Source organism: Candidatus Enterococcus huntleyi, assembly GCF_009933175.1.
In the GTDB taxonomy this organism is placed as follows: Bacteria; Bacillota; Bacilli; order Lactobacillales; family Enterococcaceae; genus Enterococcus_K; species Enterococcus_K huntleyi.
The window spans coordinates 1-23793 of sequence record NZ_MAEJ01000004.1 but is presented as its reverse complement, the minus strand read 5'-3'; the positions used below and the strand labels follow the sequence as shown (position 1 = coordinate 23793).

Below are 23793 nucleotides of genomic sequence, written 5' to 3'. Positions count from 1 at the left end.
CAGTAGTTGAATGGAAATTAGTACTTACGTAGAAAAATCTCATCAATAATATGATGCTCTGTTTTATGGAGAATGATATCTGCTCGTCCACGAGTTGGCAAGATATATTCTTCTAAATTCTTCAGGTTAACTGATTGCCAAACGTCCTTAGCCATTGCAAAGGCGTCTTTTCGGTCGCCAATCGCATATTGATAATAGTAGTTTTCTGGATCACGGAAAGCCGTATCTAATAAGGCTCCGAAACGATCCAAGTACCATTTTTCAATTAAGTCAGAGTCGGCATCAACATAGACAGAGAAATCAAAGAAATCACTCACGTAAATTTGCTGATTCGCGGGTAGCTGCAAGGTGTTAATCCCTTCGACAATCAGAATGTCTGGCTGCTGAATGGTTTCAAATTCGCCATCGATAATGTCATAGACGTTATGCGAATACAGCGGTGCTTTAATCTCTTCTTGCCCCGATTTTACTTGATTGAGGAATTCAATCAGCTTCTCCATGTCGTAACTTTCGGGAAATCCTTTGCGATCCATGATGCCTCGTTCTTCCAATACTTTGTTTGGATAAAGGAAGCCATCGGTCGTAATTAATTGGACATTACGGCGTTTAAAGGTTCTCGATAGGATAATCTGTAGTAGGCGTGCTGTGGTACTTTTCCCAACGGCAACACTCCCAGCAATCCCAATAATAAAAGGCGGTACAGGGACATATTCATGTAGAAACAGTCCTTTACTCACTGTTAAAGATTCAAATTCTTTCATATATAAATGAATTAAATGCGTCAATGGCACATAGATATCTTGCACATCCTGCATTGAAATTTGATCGTTAAAACTCTTGATACTATCTAGTTCCTCTTGCGTTAAAGGGGCCGCACCGTTTCGGTAAAACTCCTGCCATTCCTTTCGCGCAATCTGATAGTAATTCATTTTGTCGTCCATGTTATCCTCCCTTACCAGCACTGAGATTATTTTACCATAAAATAAGGGAATTCAACCATTTTTCCTATGTGTTTTTGCTTTGGAAGTAAATTCTTTAAAGAATGGCTTTGGCGGATGAATTTTTCCGTGTGCTTTTCCCGATAAAAAGGAGGATTTTGACAGAAAGTAGAAGGAAAAGTTGCCTGCCAAACAAAATAAAGGTAGACTAGTCAAGAGAAGAAATGTGGGGGCGAAATCGATGGCAAATCATTATTATACAGAACAACCAGATGTGGCGCATGACCTAGAGAAATGGTCGTTTGAATTAAAGGGCAAGAATTTCCAATTTGAGACAGATAGTGGCGTATTTTCACGGGATACAGTGGATTATGGCTCACGCGTATTGATTGATGCATTCAGCTGGGAGGAATTACCTGAAGGGGCGATTTTAGATGTTGGGTGTGGTTATGGACCAATCGGCTTGGCTCTAGCTCATGCCAGCCAGCTGCCAGTTGAGATGATTGATGTTAATCAGCGAGCGGTTGGTTTGGCTCAAGGGAATGCTAGTCGTAATGGCGTGAAGCAGGTCGATATTCATCAATCAAATATTTATGAAACACTTACTCAAGCAGATTATGCGGCGATTGTTAGTAATCCGCCAATTCGGGCAGGTAAAAAGGTCGTCCATGAGATTTTAACAGGTGCGTACCCACTACTAAAAGTTGGGGGTACATTAACCATCGTCATTCAAAAGAAACAGGGTGCACCGAGTGCTGAGAAAAAAATGGCTGAAACCTTCGGCAATGTTGAGATTGTCACAAAGGATAAAGGCTATTACATTCTAAAAAGTATCAAAGAAGCTTAATCGAGTTTTTTCGGGTAATTACCTAGGTAAAATCAGGTAAGTAGTCTAGCGTAAATCTGGGTGAGGGCTGTCGCTAGAGTAATTGCAGGATACTTGTGATTGCAATAAGAAATGCTGGACATTCATATGGACAAGCAAAGGTCAAAAGAGAAATACCTAGGTAATTAACCGGGTATTTCTCTTTTTTACTATTTATTCGTATAGCTATCTTTGGATTGTCATACGAGCATTCCGTTTGCCTCGCTAGTTGAATAAGCGGATTGAATTTAGGTGAGGAGTCATGTTACCTTGCAGGGCGTTTTTTTGTATAGTTACAAGGTGTTCACGGGTGTTTCGTTTTTCAAGTGGCTATTTTTTTCAGAGAAAATTTGGTACACTGTAGGCGAGTTTGAAAAAGAGGGGTGTCGGGGATGAAGTTGACGATTAAAGAGATTGCTGAACTGGCGGGCGTTTCAGTGACGACCGTTTCACAAATTTTGAATAATAAAGGCAGCCGTTTTAGTGAAGCGACTCGTGCTCGCGTACTACAAGTAGTGGAGGAGCATCAATATAAACCGGATTATTTTGCTTCAAATTTAATTAATCGTCATTCGAAAACAATCGGCATGATTGTGCCTGATGTGACGGATTTTTTCTTTTCAAAGATTATCGAAGGGGTCGAAAACTATATAAATTCTTTGGGTTATGTGATTATTTTATGTAATTCACGTCATAGCCAGGAGAAAGAGAAGCAGTATTTGGAGGAGTTGGCTCATCGTTCGGTAGATGGGATTTTATTTGCGACGCCGCATATTTTGTCTGAGGAGCATTCGTTGACCAGTGGTTTTTATCGTCATATGCCGATTATGTTGATTGATCGAGGCTTGAATCAGCGTGATAATGGGCGGCTTTTGGTTAAGGAATACGAAGGGGCTTATCAAGCGGTGAGTTTATTGATTAATAAAGGGCACAAACAGATTGGTATGTTGAAGGAGACAACGGGTTATTATCAGTTGGAGGAGCGGTTTAATGGCTATCGTCAGGCGCTCAAAGATAATGGACTGCCTTTTTCTGGGAAATTGGTAACGTCTGGTGAGCTGACAGTTTCGGGTGGTTATGAGGCGACAAGAGAATTGTTGCAAAAAAGTAAGGAGATAACGGCGATTTTTTGTGGTAATGATGCGATGGCGATTGGCTGTTACCAAGCAATCTATGAATCGGGACGGAAGATTCCTGAGGATATCTCGGTGATTGGTTTTGATGGCTTGAAGCTTTCTGAATATATTTACCCACCTCTTACGACTGTGCGTCAGCCGAGTTTTGAGATTGGTTATTATGCAGCGAAGTTCTTAATTGATGCCATCGAGTACCCAAATCGCAAGATTCCGAATAAAACCTTCGAAACAAAATTAATTATTCGTGAGAGTGTGAAGAGGTTGACAAGTCCTGTCGAATAAGCTATAGTGCGTTTGTAAACGCTATCTAACGGATAGCTTGTTATTAGTAAACTGTTTTACTAAAGTGTTTTACCTAGAGGTAGAATAATGTATAATTACGAAGGAAGATTTGGAGGAATTTCGAAGATGAGAATGGTTGATTTAATTGAAAAAAAGCGAAATGGCCTGGCACTAACGAAAGAGGAAATTCATTTTATTATTGAGGAATACACGAACGATGTCATTCCTGATTATCAGATGAGCGCGTTATTGATGGCTATTTTTTATGAAGACATGACCAATGAAGAAATTACCAATCTAACCTTAGCGATGGCGAATTCAGGCGAAATGATTGATTTGTCTTCGATTGAGGGCATCAAAGTAGACAAACATTCGACGGGTGGCGTGGGCGATACCACAACTTTAATTTTGGCGCCTTTAGTGGCCAGTGTTGGGGCACCTGTGGCGAAAATGTCAGGACGTGGCCTAGGTTATACCGGAGGCACGTTAGATAAGCTGGAGTCAATTCCAGGCTTTAAAGTAGAAATTTCTGATGAAGATTTTATAGAAATAGTGAATAAGAGTCAGGTGGCAGTGATTGGCCAATCGGGCGATTTGGCACCGGCGGATAAAAAATTGTATGCCTTGCGTGATGTGACGGCGACGGTGGATTCCATTCCGTTAATCGCAAGCTCAATTATGAGTAAGAAAATTGCGGCAGGCGCAAATGCGATTGTCTTGGATGTGACCACAGGTGATGGAGCTTTCATGAAGAGTATTGATGAAGCAAAACGGTTGGCGCATACGATGGTGCGTATCGGGGAATTGTCTGGACGCAAAACAATGGCCGTGATTTCTGATATGTCGCAACCTTTAGGGGAAGCAATCGGCAATAGTTTAGAGGTTGTGGAAGCAATCGAAACATTGAAAGGTCAAGGACCTGAGGATTTAGTCGAGATGTGTTATGTGTTAGGCAGTCAGATGGTTGTTTTGGCTAAGAAAGCTGAGACCTTAGAAGAAGCGCGTGAGTTATTAAAAGAAGCGTTGATTTCTGGTAAAGCCTTAGCGAAGTTCCGCGAAATGATCGAAAATCAAGGGGGCGATACCCGAGTGATTGATCAACCGGAGATGATTTTAACAGCGCAGTACGCAATGGACTTGCCAGCGAAAACTTCTGGTGTTGTCACTAAACTCGTTGCCAATGAGATTGGCATAGCAGCGATGATGCTAGGCGCGGGGCGTCAAACGAAGGAAGAATCGATTGATCATGCGGTAGGCTTGAAGCTGCATAAAAAAATTGGCGATGCAGTCGTCGAAGGGGAATCATTGCTCACAATCTATAGTAATACCCAGGCGATTGAGGCAGTCAAAGAGTTGCTGTATAAAAATATAGAAATCGGTGTGTCAGCCGAAGAGCCTCAGCTAATTCATGATATAATTACAGAGTAAATTATTGACTAGATTATTGATTAGATTGTTGAATAGGTCATTAAATAAATGGCAGAGTAAATCATTAAGTAGAGTATTAGATGAACGATTATAGAGTAGGGAGCGGATAAAAATGGAATTAAATCAACTGATTGACCATACTATTTTAAAAGCAGACGCGAAAGAGGCGGATGTATTACGGATTATTGAAGAGGCCAAGCAACATCATTTTTGGTCAGTCTGTGTGAATCCAACTTGGGTGGCTTTAGCACATGAGGAATTAGCTGATTCTTCTGTGGCTGTCTGTACCGTGATTGGCTTTCCGTTAGGGGCGAACACGTCAGCGACGAAGGCGTTTGAAACAACAAATGCGATTGAAAATGGCGCAGATGAAGTCGACATGGTAATCAATGTTGGTGCTTTGAAATCAAAACAATATGATGCAGTTCAAGCCGATATTCAAGCAGTCGTTGAAGCAGCTAAAGGCAAAGCGTTAGTCAAAGTAATCATCGAAATTTCTTTATTAACAGAAGAAGAAATCGTTAAGGCTTGCGAATTATCTAAGGCAGCAGGCGCTGATTTTGTAAAAACATCGACTGGCTTCTCAACTGGAGGAGCGACTGTTGAAGCGGTGAAAATTATGCGCGCAACGGTTGGGCCTGAGATGGGTGTTAAAGCATCTGGTGGCATTCATAATGCTGAAGAAGCACAGGCGATGGTTGATGCTGGTGCGACTCGGATTGGTACAAGCGCAGGCGTTTCGATTGTTTCTGGAACGACTGGCGAAGGCTACTAAGAGGAGGCGTAATGCATGAAGCAAGAGACGAAGCAAGAATGGAAAGATAGTGCAATTGCTGCATTAGATAAAGCCTATGTTCCCTATTCTCATTTTCCTGTGGGTGCCTGTCTCGTCACAAAAAGTGGCAAAACCTACCAAGGGATTAATATTGAAAATGCTTCATTTGGCTTAACGAATTGTGCAGAACGGACGGCTTTCTTTAAGGCTGTTTCAGAAGGCGAAAGCGAATTTGCACATTTAGTGGTTGCAGGACATACCCCGGAACCTATTTCTCCTTGTGGTGCGTGTCGACAGGTCATGGCGGAATTTTGTTCGCCTGAGATGCCGGTGACGTTGCTGGGTGATAATGGTGTTGAAAAACAGATGACGGTTCGGGAATTATTGCCGTATGCATTTACGGAAGAAGATTTATAAACCTTGTTCAATTCAGTCACTGACTGTTGAAAAAACTCATACTATATAGGGGGCTTTACAGAAATGAAAAAAGCAAAATTATTTGGTTTAGGTGCCGTTGCATTGACGGCAGCACTGGTATTAGGTGCATGTGGTGGAGGTAAAGGCGGAACAGATTCTACGGATTCAAGCGGCAGTGCTTCTGGTAAAACAGATGCGGAACACAGCGTTATACTTGTAACCGATATTGGTGGAACAGATGACCGTTCATTTAACCAATCAGCTTGGGAAGGTCTTCAAGCTTGGGGGGAAGAACATGGTCTTTCTAAAGGACCAGGAGGCTTTGACTACATTCAATCAAATGATGCGTCTCAATACACAACAAATGTTGATTCAGCAGTTTCTTCAGGGTTTAAAACAGTCTTTGGTATTGGCTATCTATTAAAAGATTCAATTGCAGCCGGTGCAGCAGCAAATCCAGATGTGAATTTTGGCTTAATTGATGATGTGATTGAAGGACAAGATAACGTGGTTTCTGCAACATTTAAAGACCACGAAGCCGCTTATTTAGCAGGGGTTGCAGCAGCTTACACAACAAAAACAGACAAACTTGGCTTCATCGGTGGTGAAGAAGGTCCTGTTATTGACCGTTTCCAAGCTGGTTTTGAAAAAGGTGTAGCAGATGCAGCGAAAGAATTGAAAAAAGATATTAAAGTTGAAGTGAAATATGCAGCCTCATTTGGGGATCCTGCTAAAGGAAAAGCTTTAGCTGCCTCTATGTATCAAAATGGCGCAGATATTATCTATCATGCTTCAGGTGGTACTGGAAATGGTGTCTTCCAAGAAGCAACAGCTTTAAATGAAGCTGGTGATAAAGATAAAGTGTGGGTAATTGGTGTGGATAGTGACCAACAAGCAGAAGGGGAGTACACAAACAAGAAGACTGGCGAAAAAGATAACTTTACACTAACTTCGACACTTAAAGGTGTGGGTGCAGCGGTAAAAGATATTTCTAATCGTGCGTTAGACGGTAAATTCCCTGGTGGCGAACATTTAGTTTACGGACTAAAAGACGGTGGTGTTGACCTAACTGATGGTTACCTAACAGATGAAGCGAAAGCCGCTGTTGAAGCAGCAAAAGAAAAAATCATTGCTGGCGATATTGAGATACCAGAAGCACCAACTAAATAAGAAATAGAATTGCATAGCCTTGTTGAACAATTTGTTTAGCAAGGCTTTTCTAAAATAAGAGACTAGCTTTTAGGAAAGTAGAGCGACAGAGTCTGTTTTCCTAAGAGTCTAATCACGCGCAAATAAACCAATGTGCTAAAGGCTAAAATCTACTTGTTTTAGCTGCGACTCATTCGTATCAATCACTTAGTGAAGTGTATTAAAATCGTTAGGATGTGAAAAAACGTGGATCAAGAAAATTTTGTCATTGAAATGCGAGACATAACCAAGGAGTTTGGCACGTTTAAAGCAAATGACCAAATTAATTTGCAGATAAAGCGTGGTGAAATTCATGCTTTGTTAGGAGAAAACGGTGCTGGAAAATCGACGTTGATGAATGTGTTGTCAGGGTTGTTGCAACCGACTTCTGGAGATATTTATATGAACGGACAGAAAGTTGCTATCTCAAGTCCAACGGTGGCTAATCGTTTAGGAATTGGCATGGTGCATCAACATTTCATGTTGGTGGAGGCATTTACGATCACAGAAAACATTATTCTTGGAAATGAACCGAATCGTTTAGGCTTCTTAAATCGTAAGAAGGCCGAGAAAGAGATTAAAGAGCTTTCTGAAAAGTATGGATTGTCGGTCAATCCAGATGCCTATATCAGAGATATTTCTGTTGGGATGCAGCAGCGTGCTGAAATCTTAAAGACCCTTTATCGTGGGGCGGATGTCTTAATTTTTGATGAGCCGACAGCGGTTTTAACTCCTCAAGAGATTGATGAATTGATGGAGATTATGCATAGCTTAGTTAAAGAAGGCAAATCAATTATTATCATTACGCATAAACTTGATGAAATTAAGAAAGTAGCGGATCGTTGTACCGTCATTCGTCGCGGTAAGAGTATCGATACAGTCAATGTTAAAGATGTTTCGTCTCAACAATTGGCTGATATGATGGTCGGGCGCGCGGTTTCCTTTAAAACAGAGAAAAAACCGGCTGTGCCAAAAGAAGTCGTTTTATCTGTCGAAAACTTGGTGGTAAACGAAAGTCGCGGGCTGGCAGCGGTCAAAGATCTGAGCTTAGAAGTCCGCGCGGGAGAAGTCTTAGGGATTGCCGGAATCGATGGCAATGGTCAAACGGAATTAATCCAAGCCTTGACTGGCTTACGCAAAGTCGAATCAGGAAAAGTCTTCTTGAATCGTGATGAGATTACCAATCATTCAGCGCGGAAGATAACCGAAGCGGGTGTCGGTCATGTGCCAGAAGATCGACATAAATATGGTTTAATCTTAGAGATGACGCTAGCTGAAAATATTGCTTTACAGACCTATTATCAAGAACCAATTAGTAACCATGGCATTTTAGATTATCCAGAAATGAATCAGTTCGCTCGCGAATTAATTGAAGAATTTGACGTGCGGACGACTAATGAATTAGTGCCTGCTCGGGCTCTTTCAGGCGGGAACCAACAGAAGGCAATTATTGCCAGAGAAATTCATCGAGATCCGGATTTATTAATTGTTTCTCAGCCGACTCGTGGCTTAGATGTTGGGGCGATTGAGTACATTCATAAACGCTTAATTGAACAACGAAATAAAGACAAAGCCGTATTAGTAGTTAGTTTTGAGTTGGATGAAATCTTAAATGTTTCTGACCGAATCGCAGTATTACATGGCGGGAAAATTGTCGGTATCGTAGATCCAGCACAAACGTCAGAAAATGAATTAGGGTTAATGATGGCGGGTTATTCATTAGAAGAAGCGCGCGAAGAGTTAAAAAAGGTGGAAGTAGGTGATTCTGGTGAATAGTCGATCAGAAAAACTTCGGAATATATTAGTGCCTGTGCTCTCAGTCGTTATGGGCTTTGTACTTGGTGCAATTATTATGCTAATCTTTGGTTACGAGCCGATTACTGGCTATCAAGCGATGTTCCAAACAGCATTTAGAGATTCAAAAAGTATTGGTGAAATCTTCGTAATGGCGGCGCCTTTAATCTTTACCGCTCTCGGTTTCTCGGTAGCTAATTCAGCTGGCTTCTTTAACATCGGGCTTTCTGGACAAGCATTGTGTGGCTGGGTGGTTAGTATTTGGGTAGCTCTGTCGATGCCTGATACCTCGAAATTAATCGTCTTGCCGCTAGCAGTTATTGCCGGTGCCGTAGCTGGGGCGATTGCCGCAGCGATTCCCGGTGTCTTGCGCGCTTTCTTTGGGACAAGCGAAGTAATTGTCACTATTATGCTAAATTACGTACTGCTATATGCTAGCACGCATATCGTGAATAACGTGATGAGTGAAAAAATTATGAATAATAAAGGAGTCACGAAACCAATTGGTGCCAATGGCTCTCTTCGAATGGATTGGTTGACGCAATTAGGTGGCGGCTCACGTCTCAGTACAGGGATCTTTTTAGCACTGATCTTTTTAGTGTTAGTCTGGTTTCTTATGAAGAAAACAACGTTAGGCTATGAGATTCGAGCAGTTGGACTGAATCCTTTTGCTTCCGAATATGCAGGAATGAGCAGTAAACGCACGATCATCACTTCTATGATCATCTCAGGTGGTCTAGCTGGATTGGGTGGTGTCGTTCAAGGATTAGGCACGTACCAATATTTCTTCGTGCAAGGGTCCTCTCTAAGTATTGGTTTTGATGGGATGGCCGTGTCGCTACTTGGCGCAGGCAGCTCGATTGGGATTCTCTTGGCAGCTATCCTGTTCAGTATCTTAAAATTAGGTGGTCAAGGCATGCAGTTTGTCGGCATTCCACCAGAATTAGTCGATGTCGTGATTGCTTCTATTATTTTCTTTGTCGGGATTAGTTATTTAATTCGCTTTATCTTAGCGAAAACTTCTGGCAATAAAAAAGAGGTTGCAGTCGTCGAAAAAATTGAAAGTAAACCAAATGACGAAGATCAAGAAGGAGGGGTTCTCTAGTGGATATTTCATTAATCGCATCTATTGTGACGCAAACATTAGTGTACGCCGCGCCCTTAATTCTGACAGCCTTAGGTGGCGTATTCTCAGAACGTAGTGGGATTGTCAACGTGGGACTTGAAGGAATCATGGTGATGGGTGCCTTTAGCGCAATCACTTTTAACCTAACCTATGCCGAAAGTTTAGGCGTATGGACACCGTGGGTTGCAATCTTAGTCGGTGGATTAGTTGGGATGGTTTTTTCATTATTACATGCAGTGGCAACCATCAATCTTCGGGCCGATCATATTATTAGTGGGACGGTCATCAACTTGATGGCACCTTCCTTAGCCGTTTTCTTGGTAAAAGTTATCTACGGAAAAGGTCAAACAGATAATATTCAACAAATTTTTGGTTACTTTAGTTTTCCAATCTTGCAAGATATTCCAGTGATTGGTCCAATCTTCTTTAAAAACACAACCTTGCCAGCCTACTTTGCTATCTTGATTGCCATATTGGCTTGGTTCGTTGTCTACAAAACAAGATTTGGTCTGCGTCTGCGCTCTGTCGGGGAAAATCCTCAAGCAGCCGATACGTTGGGAATTAATGTCTATGTCATGCGTTATTCAGGGGTTTTACTTTCTGGTTTCTTCGGTGGAATGGGTGGCGCAATTTTCGCCCAATCGATCTCAGGACGTTTTGCCGTAACAACGATTGCCGGTCAAGGATTTATTGCCATGGCTGCGATGATCTTTGGTAAATGGAATCCACTAGGTGCGATGGGCGCCGCAATTTTCTTCGGTTTTGCTCAAAACATCAGTATCGTCGGTGGCAATTTGCCAGTGATTTCTTCAATTCCAGAAGTGTATCTGCAAGCAGCACCGTATGTCTTAACCATTCTGGTCTTGGTTATTTTCCTAGGAAAAGCTTCCGGACCAAAAGCTAATGGGAAGAATTATATTAAATCGAAATAAAGTCAATTGCCGTTGGTCGGTCGTCTTTAATAGAGTAGAATAAAATTGAATAATCAGTAATTTGAAAAAAGGGTGGGCTTAAGGGACAATATGTCTTTGTCTGCCCTTTTTTTACTCAGATAAGGTATGATAATAAATGAAAATAATAGAAAGAAGGAATAGACATGTTTAAACGTGTACATTTGATTGTGATGGATTCAGTCGGTATTGGAGAAGCGCCAGATGCTGAGAAGTTTGGCGATGTTGGCTCAGATACATTAGGTCATATTGCGGAACAAGCAGGCTTGAAGATTCCTCATTTAGAAAACTTAGGTTTGGGTACGATTCGTCCGCTCAAAGGGGTTGCTTCAGTGGCAGATCACAAAGGCTATGCAACGAAGCTGGAAGAAGTTTCTGTGGGGAAAGATACGATGACTGGGCATTGGGAAATTATGGGCTTGAATATTAAGAAACCCTTCCGCGTCTTTCCAGATGGCTTCCCAGATGAATTATTAAAACAAATCTCTGACTTTTCTGGTCGTGGAATTGTCTGCAATAAACCTTATAGTGGGACTGCTGTAATTGATGATTTCGGCGAGCATCAAATGAAAACGGGCGATTTAATTGTCTATACTTCTGCCGATCCAGTGCTTCAAATTGCTGCTCATGAAGAGGTCATTCCGTTAGAAGAATTGTATCGTATTTGTCAGTATGTCCGCGATATTACTAAAGATGAACCGTACATGATTGGTCGAATTATTGCCCGTCCTTACCTAGGTGAACCAGGTAACTTTACCCGTACAAGCAATCGTCATGACTATGCCTTGGATCCATTTGGCGAAACAGTATTAGATTCCTTGAAAGAGGCTGGTAAAGATGTAATCGCGGTTGGAAAAATTAATGATATTTTCAATGGCCAAGGGATTACAGAATTTGTTCGTACGAAGAGCAATATGGATGGTGTCGACCAACTATTAACGGTTATGGAAAAAGACTTTACTGGTTTAAGCTTCACGAACTTAGTCGATTTCGATGCGTTATTCGGTCATCGACGTGACGTGGTTGGTTACGGCAACGCGATTGAAGAATTTGATGCGCGGATTCCAGAAATACTTGAAGCGATGGACGAGGATGACTTATTGATGATCACCGCTGACCATGGGAACGATCCAACCTTCCCTGGCACTGACCATACCCGTGAATATGTACCGTTACTAGTCTATAGCAAAAAAATGGCTGGCCAAGGTGCCTTGAGTCAAGGCTATTATGCGGATATTTCAGCAACGATTGCTGAGAATTTTGACGTAGCAGCTACCGAAAATGGCACGAGCTTCTTAAAACTATTAAAATAGAGGTGTATCGATGAAGACATTAAGTGAAAAATTACAGGAAACAACTAGCTTTCTAAAAGATAAAGGCATTGGTGAAGTCGAATTTGGTTTAATCTTAGGCTCAGGTCTAGGTGAATTAGCTGATGAGATCGAGGATGCAATTGCGATTGCTTATGAAGAAATTCCAAATTTCCCAGTCTCAACAGTCGCAGGACATGCGGGGAAATTGGTTTATGGAACATTATCCGGTAAAAAAGTCTTGGCTTTACAAGGACGTTTCCATTATTACGAAGGCTATTCGATGGCCACTGTGACCTATCCAGTCCGAGTGATGGCGGCTCTTAAAGCTCATTCTGTGGTAGTTACAAATGCCTGTGGCGGGGTCAATAAAACCTTTGCGCCTGGCGATTTGATGTTAATTACTGATCACCTAAACTTTATGGGCACGAACCCATTAATTGGTGCGAATGAAGAAAATTTAGGGCCTCGTTTCCCAGATATGAGCCAAGCGTATACCCTTGATTATCGTGAAAAAGCCCGCGCGGTGGCGCAAGCAAAAGGTATTCATATGAAGGAAGGCGTCTACATGGGCTTCACGGGTCCAACCTACGAAACGCCTGCTGAAATTCACATGGCACGAACATTAGGCGCTGATGTAGTCGGTATGTCGACCGTTCCAGAAGTCATCGTGGCTGTCCATAACGGGTTGAAAGTCTTAGGAATTTCATGTATCACCAACTTAGCGGCTGGCATGCAAGCCAATCTAAATCATGCAGAAGTCGTGGAAACCACTGAGCGTGTCAAAGCTGAATTCAAAGCATTGATTAAAGAAACTTTAGCCGTGTTATAAAATCCGATTTATAAATAAGCACTCCGATAAATAAAAAGAGTAGATAATGAGTAGATGTAGAATAGAAGGGAGATTTTTATGAGCGTTCATATTGAAGCGAAACAAGGCGAGATTGCTGATAAAATTTTATTGCCAGGCGATCCACTACGAGCAAAATATATTGCTGAGAACTTTTTAGAGGATGCGGTCTGCTATAACAATGTCCGCGGGATGTTGGGTTATACAGGTACCTATAAAGGTGAGCGGATTTCTGTCCAAGGAACCGGGATGGGGATGCCTTCAGCAACCATTTATGCCCATGAATTAATCACCGAATACGGTGTGAAAAAATTAATTCGTGTGGGGACTTGTGGTGCTTTAGCCAAAGACATTCATGTCCGTGATTTGATTATTGCACAAGGGGCTGCAACCAGTTCTTCAATGATTGAGAAGAATTTCCAAGCCTTCCATTTTCCACCAATTGGCGATTTCAAATTGTTATTGAAAGCCTATGAAGTGGCAAAAGAAAAAGGCTTCACGACACATGTCGGCAATGTCTTATCAGAAGATACTTTCTACAAAGATGACTTAACTGAAACCATGCAATTAGCCGATTTGGGTGTCATGGGTGTTGAGATGGAAGCTGCTGCGTTGTACTATTTAGGCGCGAAATTTAAGGTGCAAACCTTAGCGATTATGACAGTTAGCGACCATATTATCACCGGCGAAGAAACAACGGCTGAAGAAAGACAAACAACCTTTGCAGATATGATTCATGTCGGTTTAGAGACAGCAATTAGTGAATAAAATAAGCAATAAGAGAGCTGGGAGAAACATTTTCCGGCTCTTTTATTTAGTCCCTATGCTAAAATAGAGAAAAAGGTACGAGGAGGAGAGTTATTTTGGAAAATTTTAAATTTCATGTCTCAACGGATATTCGCTTTGGGAAAGACCGTTTAGGAGAATTGCCTGAGGTAATAAAAACATATGGTCAACGAGTGTTACTAGTTTATGGTGGCGGTAGTATTAAGAAAAATGGACTGTACGATGAAGTGATGACTCGTTTGAATGAAGCGACCTGTGAAGTTTTTGAATTATCTGGCGTAGAGCCAAATCCGCGAGTAGAAACGGTGCAACGAGGCATTGATTTGTGTAAAGAACACAAAATAGAAGTTATTTTAGCAGTGGGCGGTGGCTCGACAATTGATTGCTCGAAAGCTGTAGCAGCCGGCTTTTATTCAGATAAAAAAGCATGGGATTTAGTCTTAGAGAGAAGAAGCTTCAATGGACCAGCATTGCCAATCGTGACCATTTTGACCTTGGCTGCTACGGGAAGCGAAATGAATGTGGGTGCCGTTATTTCGAATATGCAAACGAACCAAAAATTAGGAATGGGTGGCCCGTCAACCTTGCCGAAAGTCTCGTTTTTAGATCCACAAAATACTTTCACTGTACCAAAAATTCAGACAGCAGCCGGATCAGCGGATATTTTAAGTCATTTATTTGAGAGCTATTTCAATTTAACGCCGGGAACGGATGTCCAAGATGGTATTTCTGAAGGCTTGATGAAGTCAGTCATCAAAAACTGTCCGATCGCTTTAGAAACACCAGACGACTACGATGCTCGCGCAAATCTGATGTGGGCCAGCAGCTTGGCGCTGAATGGCTTAACTGGAAGTGGGAAAAAAGGCGTTTGGTCATGTCACGCGATGGAACATGAATTAAGTGCTTTTTACGATATTACTCATGGTATCGGCCTAGCGATTATTACGCCACGCTGGATGTTGCATGTCTTAAATGAAGATACCGCGCCAAAATTTGCTCGTTTTGCAAAAGAAGTTTGGGGCATTACTGAAACAGTGCCAGAAATAGCTGCTAGTTTAGCGATTCAAAAGACGTATGATTATTTCAAAGCTTGTGGCATTCCTATGACTTTGCCAGAAGTTGGGATTTCTGATGAGTCGAAATTTGCAGAAATGGCCAAACAAGCGGTCGCGCAAAGTGCCATTGCAACGCAAGCTTTCGTACCGTTAAGTGAAGAAGACGTCGTTGCTATCTATCAAGCAAGTATGACTGAATCAAGCTACGTGTAGACTGATTAGATTAAATTAAACTAGAATAGTAAGTCTCAGCAATGTTGTACCGCTGAGGCTTTTTTAGTGTGATGATAAATCTCGCCTGCGGTCAGGCCTCTGCCAAAAAATAAAGGAGTCGAGCCGCAAGCGAACACACAGTTCTATCGTGTGTTCGATTGCTAAAACAGCTGATTTTTATCTGGGAAGTTAGATTGTAAAATAACGAGTGATTTTTCATATAAAGCTGCTGGCTAGATATTTTTTCCATTAGTCGTCATTCGCACTGTTTTTGAGTATTTTACTAGAGAGTAAAATGGTAAGAATCCATTGCTCAGTAGGTTTTGCTTCTAAAATCATCCATTTCACCATCTTTTTCCCTAAGAAAGTTGTGCGAATAAAGACTAGTGGGGAAAAAGTGGGCTTTTATCCTCCAATAAATATTTGGTTTAAAATTTATAAAAGCCATAGAACCGTATAAACAGGGAGTTTTCCTGACAAATTCTGTAAAAAAATCGTCTGAATTTAAATCTATATCCAGTGTTTATTAGCTGGAAATCATAAATTGTCCACTAGTGTCTATTCGCACTGTTTTCGATTTATTTTACAGAGCATACAATAGCAAGAATCCCTTGGCTATCAGTTTTTTTAGCTAAAACCATCTATTTCGCTACATTTTTTACGTAAAAAGTGTGCGAATAGACACTAGTAGGAAAAAGAGGCTCTTTATCTCATATGGAGATTCAGTTTGAAATCTACAATATTCATAGAATTCTATGAATATTGGACACTGCTGACAATTTTATGGAGTTAGCTGAAACTAGAATTTCACTCAGCTTTATCCATCATTTATTGGTTGAAAATCCAAGATTATCTATTACTCTGAAACTTTGGCAGTAGTAAGGGCAATATAGAATGAATTAGTCTACAGCTAATCTAGCTGAACTAATCTAGCAATGAGATCAACGTCCTTTGTTGAGCTGCTTGTGACCAGACTGTAAAATTTTTGATGGACATAGCTTAGAAAAAAAGACTATGCAATCCGTCAAATTGACGGGCTGCACAGCCTTTTACTATAGGAGCTGAACGTTTCTGTCCAACCTCTAACAAAAACGGTTGGTCAGAAGCAACTCCTTCGGAAATAAGTCAGAATCCATTAAAAATTTGAAGAGCAATTTCCATGAATTCTGTCTTATTTCTCGGAGTTAAACGTTTCTGTCCAACCTCTAAATCTTATAGATAGTATTTTTTCGCTACAGTTAAGTCGTCGTTTAATTCATAAACAAGTGGTTGTCCTGTAGGGATTTCAAGGTCCATGATGTCTTCATCAGAGATACCTTCGATGTGTTTAGCTAATGCACGTAATGAGTTTCCGTGAGCAGCAACTAAAACTGTTTTGTTATCTAGTAATGCTGGGGCAATTTCATCTTGCCAGAATGGTAAAGCACGTTCTAGAGTTACTTTTAAGTTTTCGCCACCAGGTACGTCACGTTTGTCTAACATAGCATAACGACGTTCGCCTGCTGCAGAACCTTCATCAGTAGGATCCATTAATGGAGGTAAAGTGTCATATGAACGACGCCAGATGTGCACTTGTTCGTCACCATATTTTTCAGCTGTTTCTTTTTTGTTAAGTCCTTGTAATTTACCATAATGACGTTCATTTAGGCGCCAAGATTTTACTTGAGGTACCCATAATTGGTCAGAGTATTCTAAGATGAAGTTACAAGTTTTGATTGCGCGAGTTAAAACAGATGTATAAGCAACATCAAATTCAATTCCGGCTTCTTTAATTTTGCGTCCGCCTTCTTTGGCTTCTTCAATTCCTTCTGGTGCTAAATCAACATCAGCCCAACCAGTAAATTGGTTCAATGCATTCCATTCACTAAGACCGTGACGAGAGAAAACTAATTTTGGCATGTATAGCGCTCCTTTTACAATATAGTTTCTGAAATTTTCAATTCCATCCTTATTGTACAATGTTTTCAACGAGATTTCCATTGAAAAACTGATAAAAGTTTCACAAGAAAGAAAAATTCTAAAAAAAAGTCATGGGAAAAACTTTCCATTTTGGGCTGATTCCTTCTTTTTAAGCTAAATCCACGACTATAAAATATAAATAAAAAAATAAGGCGAAATTCTCGGGGAATATGGACTCCCTGTGAATTTCGCCTTATTTTATTTGAGTTAAGCAACTTATGCTTTTTTCTCTAAAAATTTTTGGACATCTGTTTCTGAAAGATTGATGTACTTGTAGCAAGTACCGACAGAGACGCCACATTTATTTGAAATCTGTTGAATCTTCTCTTTTTTCTCGAAGTACATGCGACGAATTCGTTTAACCGTACGACCGTCGATTTTGGGACGTCCCCCAATATTGCCTTTTTTACGCGCTTCATTTAACCCAACCAAGGTGCGCTCTTTAATCAAGGTACATTCCATTGTCGCCAGACCATCCATTAATTGGAAATAGGCTTTTCCTGACTCACTGCGCGTATCAATCCCTTCTTGCAGGCTCACTAAGTGAATGCCTGTTTGTTGAAATTGTTGCATCAATTCAGTCAGTTGTCGTGTTGACTTACCTAAACGATGAAGTTGGCAGATTACCAATGTATCCCCTGTTTGTAACAACCTTAAAACAGACGCTAAATCAGCATGTTCCGTTTGACTCGCTTCATCTGTACATGATTCATGGTGAATTTCATGACAGTTAAATTTGGTCAAATGAGTGAGCTGATTATCTAGATCATCATTAATGATGGTCGTCCGTGCATAACCAATAATTTTCATTTTTTATCCTCTCTATATTCATTACAACCTTTATTATAAAAAATGTAGCATAAAGAGAATTGAAATGGTAGCTTTTTGGTAAAAAACAGGAAAATTTCTTTATAATTTGAATATTTATTGCTGTATTTCACTAAATTCGTTTGGATTAATAAGGGGAAGTAAGTGTTTCAGGTCCATTTTCATGACCAACAATCACTAAATTAACCATATCTAGGAATAGTCCATGTTCTACTACGCCTACCAATTCGTCTAGGTATTTGCCTAACGTCCGCGGATCTTCTATAACATCTAGCTGTAGATCAATAATATAATGGCCGCCATCCGTAACGAGCATTTCACCCGTTTCTGTTTTTCTAAAACTAGGTGCATAACCTTTTTCTTCGAATAAATGGAAGAGCTGTTGGCTTCCATAAGGCATCACTTCAACGGGAAGTGGGAAGGCCCCAAGTTTTTCGACCATTTTTGATTCGTCAACAATCCAGATACATTTTTTTGAGTAGGTGGCAACAATTTTTTCGAACAGTAAGGCAGCACCCCCACCTTTAATTCCTTGGAAATCGCGACTGATTTCATCCGCACCATCAATCGTCACATCGACAGCTGTAACTTCATCGATACTTTTTAGCGGAATACCTAATTCTAATGCTTGTTTTTCCGTGTTTTTAGAAGTAGTTACACCAATAATCGATAAGCCTTCTTCGTTTACACGGCGACCAATTTCGTCCACCATGAATTTAGCCGTCGAGCCAGTTCCTAAGCCAACGACCATCCCGTCTTTGACGTATTTTGCAGCTTCAATACCCACCATTTGCTTTAATTCCATAGTCACTCATCCTTTGTAGAAAGATTTGTTTAAATTGCGGTTTTACATGTCGTTTGAGATGCACGAAAACTTCTCTTACAGTTTAACTTTTCTTCTATTAAAAAGATAGAGAGTCTCCATTTTTTTTAAGTCGCTTTATATTTTTTTGGAAATCGCTAGAAAAACCCTGAAAGTCAGTTGACAGAGGGGCTTAATCATGCTATTCTAACAAAGGTGCTTTATCTACAGGTCTCTGTTTAGAGACGTGCTGACTGTTTATCAAAGCATATTTGATAAAGGATGCAGAGATTGCATTATTTTTTATCGCCTAAAAAGAACCACCTGGATGTGTGGGACTAACAAAGCGAATTAAGGAAGGAGGAAAACAAGGAATGCCTACAATTAATCAATTAGTACGTAAACCTCGTAAATCTAAGGTGGATAAATCTAATTCACCAGCATTGAACAAAGGATATAACAGCTTCAAGAAATCTCAAACGAATGTGAACTCTCCACAAAAACGTGGTGTGTGTACTCGTGTGGGAACTATGACACCTAAAAAACCGAACTCAGCTTTACGTAAATATGCCCGTGTTCGTTTGTCTAACTTAATCGAAGTTACAGCTTATATTCCAGGTATTGGACACAATTTACAAGAACATAGCGTGGTACTATTACGCGGTGGACGTGTAAAAGATTTACCAGGGGTACGTTATCATATCGTACGTGGCGCGCTTGATACTGCGGGAGTTAACGACCGTAAACAAAGCCGTTCTAAATATGGTACTAAACGACCTAAAGCTTAATTTTGAACTGAAACTTACAAATGAAACTATACAATAGAAATATTTCGGAAGGAGGAGTTACGGATGCCTCGTAAAGGTCCAGTTGCAAAACGTGATGTTTTACCAGATCCTATTTATAACTCAAAATTAGTAACTCGCTTAATTAACCGTGTAATGGTTGATGGAAAACGCGGGATTGCTGCTAACATTATCTATAATGCATTTGGCATTATTAAAGAATCTACAGGGAACGATCCATTGGAAGTTTTCGAACAAGCCATGAAGAACGTTATGCCTGTTCTTGAAGTTAAAGCTCGCCGTGTCGGTGGTTCTAACTATCAAGTACCCGTTGAAGTTCGTCCTGAACGTCGTACAACATTAGGTCTTCGTTGGGTTGTAAACTACGCTCGTTTGCGCGGTGAACACACAATGGAAGAACGTCTAGCTAAAGAAATTATGGATGCAGCTAATAACACTGGTGCGTCAGTTAAAAAACGCGAAGATACACACAAAATGGCAGATGCGAACCGTGCGTTTGCACATTATCGTTGGTAAGATCCTCTCTGTCTGCAGCTTAACGCTGCAGCAGACAGTTACTTTGCAATCGATTTGAATAAAGAGAGGAGTACAAACTGAGATGGCAAGAGAATTTTCATTAGAAAAAACTCGTAATATTGGTATCATGGCCCACGTTGATGCTGGTAAAACAACAACAACTGAGCGTATCTTATACTATACTGGTAAAATCCACAAAATTGGTGAAACGCACGAAGGCGCGTCACAAATGGACTGGATGGAGCAAGAACAAGAGCGTGGTATTACAATTACATCTGCAGCAACAACTGCACAATGGAAAGGTTATCGTGTAAACATCATCGACACTCCTGGACACGTGGATTTCACAATTGAAGTTCAACGTTCATTACGTGTACTTGATGGAGCGGTAACAGTTCTAGATTCACAATCAGGTGTTGAACCTCAAACTGAAACAGTTTGGCGTCAAGCCACTGAATATAAAGTTCCCCGTGTTGTTTTCTGTAATAAAATGGATAAACTAGGCGCGGACTTCTTCTATTCAGTAAATTCATTACACGACCGTTTACAAGCAAATGCTCATCCAATCCAAATTCCAATTGGAGCGGAAGAAACATTTTCTGGAATCATTGACTTGATTAAAATGAAGGCTGAAATCTATACAAACGATTTAGGTACTGACATTCAAGAAACTGATATTCCTGAAGATTACAAAGAGCTTGCTGAAGAATGGCGCGAAAAATTAGTGGAAGCTGTAGCTGAAACTGATGAAGAATTAATGATGAAATACCTTGATGGTGAAGAAATCACTGAAGAAGAACTAGTAGCTGGAATTCGTCAAGCAACAATCAACGTTGAATTCTTCCCAGTATTAGCTGGTTCTGCTTTCAAAAACAAAGGTGTTCAATTAATGTTGGATGCGGTATTAGCTTACCTACCATCACCATTAGACATCGAAGCAATTAAAGGGATTGATACGAAGACAGACGAAGAAACAACTCGTCCGGCTGATGATGAAGCACCGTTTGCTTCATTAGCATTTAAAGTTATGACTGACCCATTCGTAGGTCGTTTAACTTTCTTCCGTGTTTATTCTGGTGTCCTTGAGAGTGGTTCATATGTATTGAACGCTTCTAAAGGCAAAAAAGAACGTATTGGACGTATTCTTCAAATGCACGCGAATACACGTAAAGAAATTGATAAAGTGTATTCAGGCGATATCGCAGCTGCAGTTGGTTTGAAAGATACAACAACAGGGGACACACTTTGTGCCTTGGATGCTCCGGTTATCCTTGAATCAATCGAATTCCCTGAACCAGTTATCCAAGTCGCTGTTGAGCCTAAATCAAAAGCTGACCAAGATAAAATGGGTGTTGCTCTACAAAAACTTGCAGAAGAAGATCCATCATTCCGTGTTGAAACAAACGTTGAAACAGGTGAAACAGTTATCTCAGGAATGGGCGAACTTCACTTGGACGTTTTAGTAGACCGTATGAGACGTGAATTCAACGTTGACGCTAACGTTGGTGCACCTCAAGTATCTTATCGTGAAACATTCCGCGCACCTGTTACTCAAGCTGAAGGTAAATTTGTCCGTCAGTCTGGTGGTAAAGGTCAATACGGACACGTTTGGGTTGAATTTACTCCGAACGAAGAAGGTAAAGGATTCGAATTTGAAAATGCTATCGTTGGTGGTGTGGTTCCTCGTGAATACATTCCAGCCGTTGAAAAAGGATTAGCAGAATCAATGAACAATGGGGTTCTTGCTGGCTATCCATTAGTGGATATTAAAGCAAAACTTTATGATGGTTCATACCATGATGTCGATTCGAATGAAACAGCCTTCCGTGTTGCTGCGTCTATGGCTTTACGTGCCGCTGCTAAGAAAGCTAATCCAGCAATCTTAGAACCGATGATGAAAGTAACAATTACTGTTCCTGAAGATTACTTAGGTGATATCATGGGACACGTTACAAGTCGTCGTGGCCGTGTTGAAGGTATGGAAGCTCACGGAAACTCACAAATCGTTAACGCGATTATTCCTTTAGCAGAAATGTTTGGTTATGCAACTACTTTACGTTCTGCAACACAAGGTCGCGGTACATTTATGATGGTATTTGACCACTATGAAGACGTACCAAAATCTATCCAAGAAGAAATTATTAAGAAAAATGGTGGCGGAAATAACTAATAAGTCGTAAAACACTTATTTCCTATTTTTGACTATGCTTTTTTAAGAATTTCGGGTAAAATAATTACAGATGATAATGCGGTTGTTTAACCGCGTATCAAATAATAAAAAACTAATCTTAGGATTTTTAGGAGGAAACATTTAAAATGGCTAAAGAAAAATTTGACCGTTCTAAACCCCATGTAAACATTGGTACTATTGGACACGTTGACCATGGTAAAACTACATTAACTGCTGCTATCGCTACTGTATTAGCGAAACATAACGGCGGGGAAGCACAAAACTATGCTGATATCGATAACGCTCCTGAAGAAAAAGAACGTGGTATCACTATCAACACTTCTCACATCGAGTATGAAACTGATGCTCGTCACTACGCTCACGTAGATTGCCCAGGACACGCGGATTACGTTAAAAACATGATCACTGGTGCTGCACAAATGGACGGAGCTATCTTAGTAGTATCTGCTGCTGATGGCCCTATGCCTCAAACTCGTGAACACATTCTATTATCTCGCCAAGTTGGTGTTCCATACATCGTTGTTTTCTTAAACAAAGTTGATATGGTTGATGATGAAGAATTATTAGAATTAGTAGAAATGGAAGTTCGTGATCTATTAACTGAATACGACTTCCCAGGCGATGACACTCCAGTTATCGCAGGTTCTGCTCTTAAAGCTCTTGAAGGCGATGCTTCATACGAAGAAAAAATCATGGAATTAATGGCTTCAGTTGATGAGTATATCCCTACTCCTGAACGTGATACTGAAAAACCATTCATGATGCCAGTCGAAGACGTGTTCTCAATCACTGGACGTGGTACTGTTGCTACAGGCCGTGTTGAACGTGGTCAAGTACGTGTTGGTGACGAAATCGAAATCGTTGGTATTGAAGAAGAAACTTCAAAAACAACTGTAACTGGTGTTGAAATGTTCCGTAAATTATTGGATTACGCTGAAGCTGGTGACAACATTGGTGCGTTACTTCGTGGGGTTGCTCGTGAAGATATCCAACGTGGACAAGTTTTATCTAAACCAGGAACAATCACTCCACATACAAAATTCGTAGCGGAAGTTTACGTTTTATCTAAAGAAGAAGGCGGACGTCATACTCCTTTCTTCACTAACTACCGCCCACAATTCTATTTCCGTACAACTGACGTAACTGGTGTTGTTGAGTTACCTGAAGGTACTGAAATGGTTATGCCTGGCGATAACGTAACAATTGAAGTGGAATTAATCCACCCAATCGCTATCGAAACTGGTACTAAATTCTCAATCCGTGAAGGCGGACGTACAGTTGGTGCCGGTGTTGTTGCTGAAATCAAAGCTTAATTTGATTCCCACATCAACATTTTTGTAACATTATATTCGGACTATAGACTAGCCCTATCACTTCGGTGGTATGGGCTAGTTTTTTTTGGCTCTTCGTCAAATAGTGTTGGTGAGGGTCAAATTGAATAGAGTACAGTGTCTCCAGCTAAGCAGCTTTGCTTAGCTGGAGCTTCTTTTTGTTGTCTTTAACGTCTTCAAAAATTAAGCCTTGAACTAAATAGATGCGGTCACGTAGATTTGCAAAGTTTCGATAGCCATAAGCCAC

21 protein-coding genes are annotated in these 23793 nt (G+C 40.7%); 17 read left to right on the top strand and 4 right to left on the bottom strand.

What is annotated here, in order from left to right; all coding sequences use genetic code 11:
• Positions 1–17 precede the first annotated feature (17 nt).
• Positions 18–941: a type I pantothenate kinase gene (gene coaA, locus BAU15_RS03900; RefSeq protein ID WP_161841464.1), complete on the bottom strand. Its 924-nt coding sequence runs from the start codon at positions 939–941 to the stop codon at positions 18–20.
• A gap of 238 nt (positions 942–1179) precedes the next feature.
• Here coaA and BAU15_RS03895 point away from each other — a divergent pair, with 238 nt between their 5' ends.
• The 13 genes from BAU15_RS03895 to BAU15_RS03835 all read left to right on the top strand — a co-directional run bounded on the left by BAU15_RS03895 (position 1180) and on the right by BAU15_RS03835 (position 15113).
• On the top strand, positions 1180–1785 hold the full coding sequence (locus BAU15_RS03895; protein ID WP_161841463.1) for a class I SAM-dependent methyltransferase: 606 nt from the start codon (positions 1180–1182) through the stop codon (positions 1783–1785).
• 410 nt (positions 1786–2195) lie between these two features.
• The gene (locus BAU15_RS03890) at positions 2196–3221 is read left to right on the top strand and encodes a LacI family DNA-binding transcriptional regulator (protein ID WP_161841462.1); all 1026 of its coding nucleotides are present in this window, start codon (positions 2196–2198) and stop codon (positions 3219–3221) included.
• A gap of 126 nt (positions 3222–3347) precedes the next feature.
• The gene (locus BAU15_RS03885; protein ID WP_161841461.1) at positions 3348–4649 is read left to right on the top strand and encodes a pyrimidine-nucleoside phosphorylase; all 1302 of its coding nucleotides are present in this window, start codon (positions 3348–3350) and stop codon (positions 4647–4649) included.
• A 112-nt stretch (positions 4650–4761) separates the two neighbouring features.
• Positions 4762–5424, top strand: a complete 663-nt coding sequence (gene deoC / locus BAU15_RS03880) for a deoxyribose-phosphate aldolase (RefSeq protein WP_161841460.1) — start codon at positions 4762–4764, stop codon at positions 5422–5424.
• 15 nt (positions 5425–5439) lie between these two features.
• Complete coding sequence (locus tag BAU15_RS03875) at positions 5440–5841, top strand: cytidine deaminase (protein ID WP_161841459.1); 402 nt, start codon at positions 5440–5442, stop codon at positions 5839–5841.
• Positions 5842–5904: 63 nt separating this feature from the next.
• Positions 5905–7011, top strand: coding sequence for a BMP family lipoprotein (locus tag BAU15_RS03870; RefSeq protein ID WP_161841458.1), 1107 nt, complete (start codon positions 5905–5907; stop codon positions 7009–7011).
• Positions 7012–7236: 225 nt separating this feature from the next.
• Positions 7237–8805 carry an ABC transporter ATP-binding protein gene (locus BAU15_RS03865; protein ID WP_161841457.1) on the top strand — a complete coding sequence of 523 codons (1569 nt, stop codon included), beginning with the start codon at positions 7237–7239 and terminating at the stop codon, positions 8803–8805.
• Positions 8798–9928 carry an ABC transporter permease gene (locus BAU15_RS03860; protein WP_161841456.1) on the top strand — a complete coding sequence of 377 codons (1131 nt, stop codon included), beginning with the start codon at positions 8798–8800 and terminating at the stop codon, positions 9926–9928. The genes BAU15_RS03865 and BAU15_RS03860 overlap by 8 nt, the downstream gene beginning before the upstream one ends.
• Complete coding sequence (locus BAU15_RS03855; protein WP_161841455.1) at positions 9928–10881, top strand: ABC transporter permease; 954 nt, start codon at positions 9928–9930, stop codon at positions 10879–10881. The genes BAU15_RS03860 and BAU15_RS03855 overlap by 1 nt, the downstream gene beginning before the upstream one ends.
• A 164-nt stretch (positions 10882–11045) precedes the next feature.
• Positions 11046–12212, top strand: a complete 1167-nt coding sequence (gene deoB / locus BAU15_RS03850) for a phosphopentomutase (protein ID WP_161841454.1) — start codon at positions 11046–11048, stop codon at positions 12210–12212.
• Positions 12213–12222: 10 nt separating this feature from the next.
• On the top strand, positions 12223–13041 hold the full coding sequence (locus BAU15_RS03845) for a purine-nucleoside phosphorylase (RefSeq protein ID WP_161841453.1): 819 nt from the start codon (positions 12223–12225) through the stop codon (positions 13039–13041).
• Between the two features lie 78 nt (positions 13042–13119).
• Complete coding sequence (deoD, locus tag BAU15_RS03840; RefSeq protein ID WP_161841452.1) at positions 13120–13827, top strand: purine-nucleoside phosphorylase; 708 nt, start codon at positions 13120–13122, stop codon at positions 13825–13827.
• A 95-nt stretch (positions 13828–13922) separates the two neighbouring features.
• Positions 13923–15113, top strand: a complete 1191-nt coding sequence (locus tag BAU15_RS03835; RefSeq protein ID WP_161841451.1) for an iron-containing alcohol dehydrogenase — start codon at positions 13923–13925, stop codon at positions 15111–15113.
• A gap of 1212 nt (positions 15114–16325) precedes the next feature.
• Here BAU15_RS03835 and gpmA read toward each other — a convergent pair.
• From gpmA to rpiA, 3 genes are all read right to left on the bottom strand, one after another.
• Positions 16326–17012 (bottom strand): 2,3-diphosphoglycerate-dependent phosphoglycerate mutase, encoded by a 687-nt coding sequence (gpmA, locus tag BAU15_RS03830; protein WP_161841450.1) that lies wholly within the window; start codon positions 17010–17012, stop codon positions 16326–16328.
• Positions 17013–17288: 276 nt separating this feature from the next.
• Entirely contained in the window at positions 17289–17882 is a 594-nt protein-coding gene (locus tag BAU15_RS03825) for a recombinase family protein (protein ID WP_161841449.1), read from the bottom strand.
• Between the two features lie 145 nt (positions 17883–18027).
• Positions 18028–18705, bottom strand: a complete 678-nt coding sequence (rpiA, locus tag BAU15_RS03820; RefSeq protein ID WP_161841448.1) for a ribose-5-phosphate isomerase RpiA — start codon at positions 18703–18705, stop codon at positions 18028–18030.
• A 371-nt stretch (positions 18706–19076) separates the two neighbouring features.
• Between rpiA and rpsL the strand changes: the two genes are divergently transcribed.
• From rpsL to tuf, 4 genes are all read left to right on the top strand, one after another.
• Complete coding sequence (gene rpsL / locus BAU15_RS03815) at positions 19077–19490, top strand: 30S ribosomal protein S12 (RefSeq protein ID WP_010767910.1); 414 nt, start codon at positions 19077–19079, stop codon at positions 19488–19490.
• 63 nt (positions 19491–19553) lie between these two features.
• Positions 19554–20024 carry a 30S ribosomal protein S7 gene (rpsG, locus tag BAU15_RS03810; RefSeq protein WP_010767911.1) on the top strand — a complete coding sequence of 157 codons (471 nt, stop codon included), beginning with the start codon at positions 19554–19556 and terminating at the stop codon, positions 20022–20024.
• Between the two features lie 82 nt (positions 20025–20106).
• Positions 20107–22194, top strand: coding sequence for an elongation factor G (gene fusA, locus BAU15_RS03805; RefSeq protein WP_161841447.1), 2088 nt, complete (start codon positions 20107–20109; stop codon positions 22192–22194).
• 146 nt (positions 22195–22340) lie between these two features.
• Positions 22341–23528: an elongation factor Tu gene (tuf, locus tag BAU15_RS03800; RefSeq protein WP_161841446.1), complete on the top strand. Its 1188-nt coding sequence runs from the start codon at positions 22341–22343 to the stop codon at positions 23526–23528.
• Positions 23529–23793: the final 265 nt, after the last annotated feature.

What these genes read in the sequence shown, in the direction of transcription:
- coaA (WP_161841464.1), bottom strand. Translation starts at nt 941, where the DNA reads ATGGACGACAAAATGAATTACTATCAGATTGCGCGAAAGGAATGGCAG.
- BAU15_RS03895 (WP_161841463.1), top strand. Translation starts at nt 1,180, where the DNA reads ATGGCAAATCATTATTATACAGAACAACCAGATGTGGCGCATGACCTA.
- BAU15_RS03890 (WP_161841462.1), top strand. Translation starts at nt 2,196, where the DNA reads ATGAAGTTGACGATTAAAGAGATTGCTGAACTGGCGGGCGTTTCAGTG.
- BAU15_RS03885 (WP_161841461.1), top strand. Translation starts at nt 3,348, where the DNA reads ATGAGAATGGTTGATTTAATTGAAAAAAAGCGAAATGGCCTGGCACTA.
- deoC (WP_161841460.1), top strand. Translation starts at nt 4,762, where the DNA reads ATGGAATTAAATCAACTGATTGACCATACTATTTTAAAAGCAGACGCG.
- BAU15_RS03875 (WP_161841459.1), top strand. Translation starts at nt 5,440, where the DNA reads ATGAAGCAAGAGACGAAGCAAGAATGGAAAGATAGTGCAATTGCTGCA.
- BAU15_RS03870 (WP_161841458.1), top strand. Translation starts at nt 5,905, where the DNA reads ATGAAAAAAGCAAAATTATTTGGTTTAGGTGCCGTTGCATTGACGGCA.
- deoB (WP_161841454.1), top strand. Translation starts at nt 11,046, where the DNA reads ATGTTTAAACGTGTACATTTGATTGTGATGGATTCAGTCGGTATTGGA.
- BAU15_RS03845 (WP_161841453.1), top strand. Translation starts at nt 12,223, where the DNA reads ATGAAGACATTAAGTGAAAAATTACAGGAAACAACTAGCTTTCTAAAA.
- deoD (WP_161841452.1), top strand. Translation starts at nt 13,120, where the DNA reads ATGAGCGTTCATATTGAAGCGAAACAAGGCGAGATTGCTGATAAAATT.
- gpmA (WP_161841450.1), bottom strand. Translation starts at nt 17,012, where the DNA reads ATGCCAAAATTAGTTTTCTCTCGTCACGGTCTTAGTGAATGGAATGCA.
- BAU15_RS03825 (WP_161841449.1), bottom strand. Translation starts at nt 17,882, where the DNA reads ATGAAAATTATTGGTTATGCACGGACGACCATCATTAATGATGATCTA.
- rpiA (WP_161841448.1), bottom strand. Translation starts at nt 18,705, where the DNA reads ATGGAATTAAAGCAAATGGTGGGTATTGAAGCTGCAAAATACGTCAAA.
- rpsL (WP_010767910.1), top strand. Translation starts at nt 19,077, where the DNA reads ATGCCTACAATTAATCAATTAGTACGTAAACCTCGTAAATCTAAGGTG.
- rpsG (WP_010767911.1), top strand. Translation starts at nt 19,554, where the DNA reads ATGCCTCGTAAAGGTCCAGTTGCAAAACGTGATGTTTTACCAGATCCT.
- fusA (WP_161841447.1), top strand. Translation starts at nt 20,107, where the DNA reads ATGGCAAGAGAATTTTCATTAGAAAAAACTCGTAATATTGGTATCATG.
- tuf (WP_161841446.1), top strand. Translation starts at nt 22,341, where the DNA reads ATGGCTAAAGAAAAATTTGACCGTTCTAAACCCCATGTAAACATTGGT.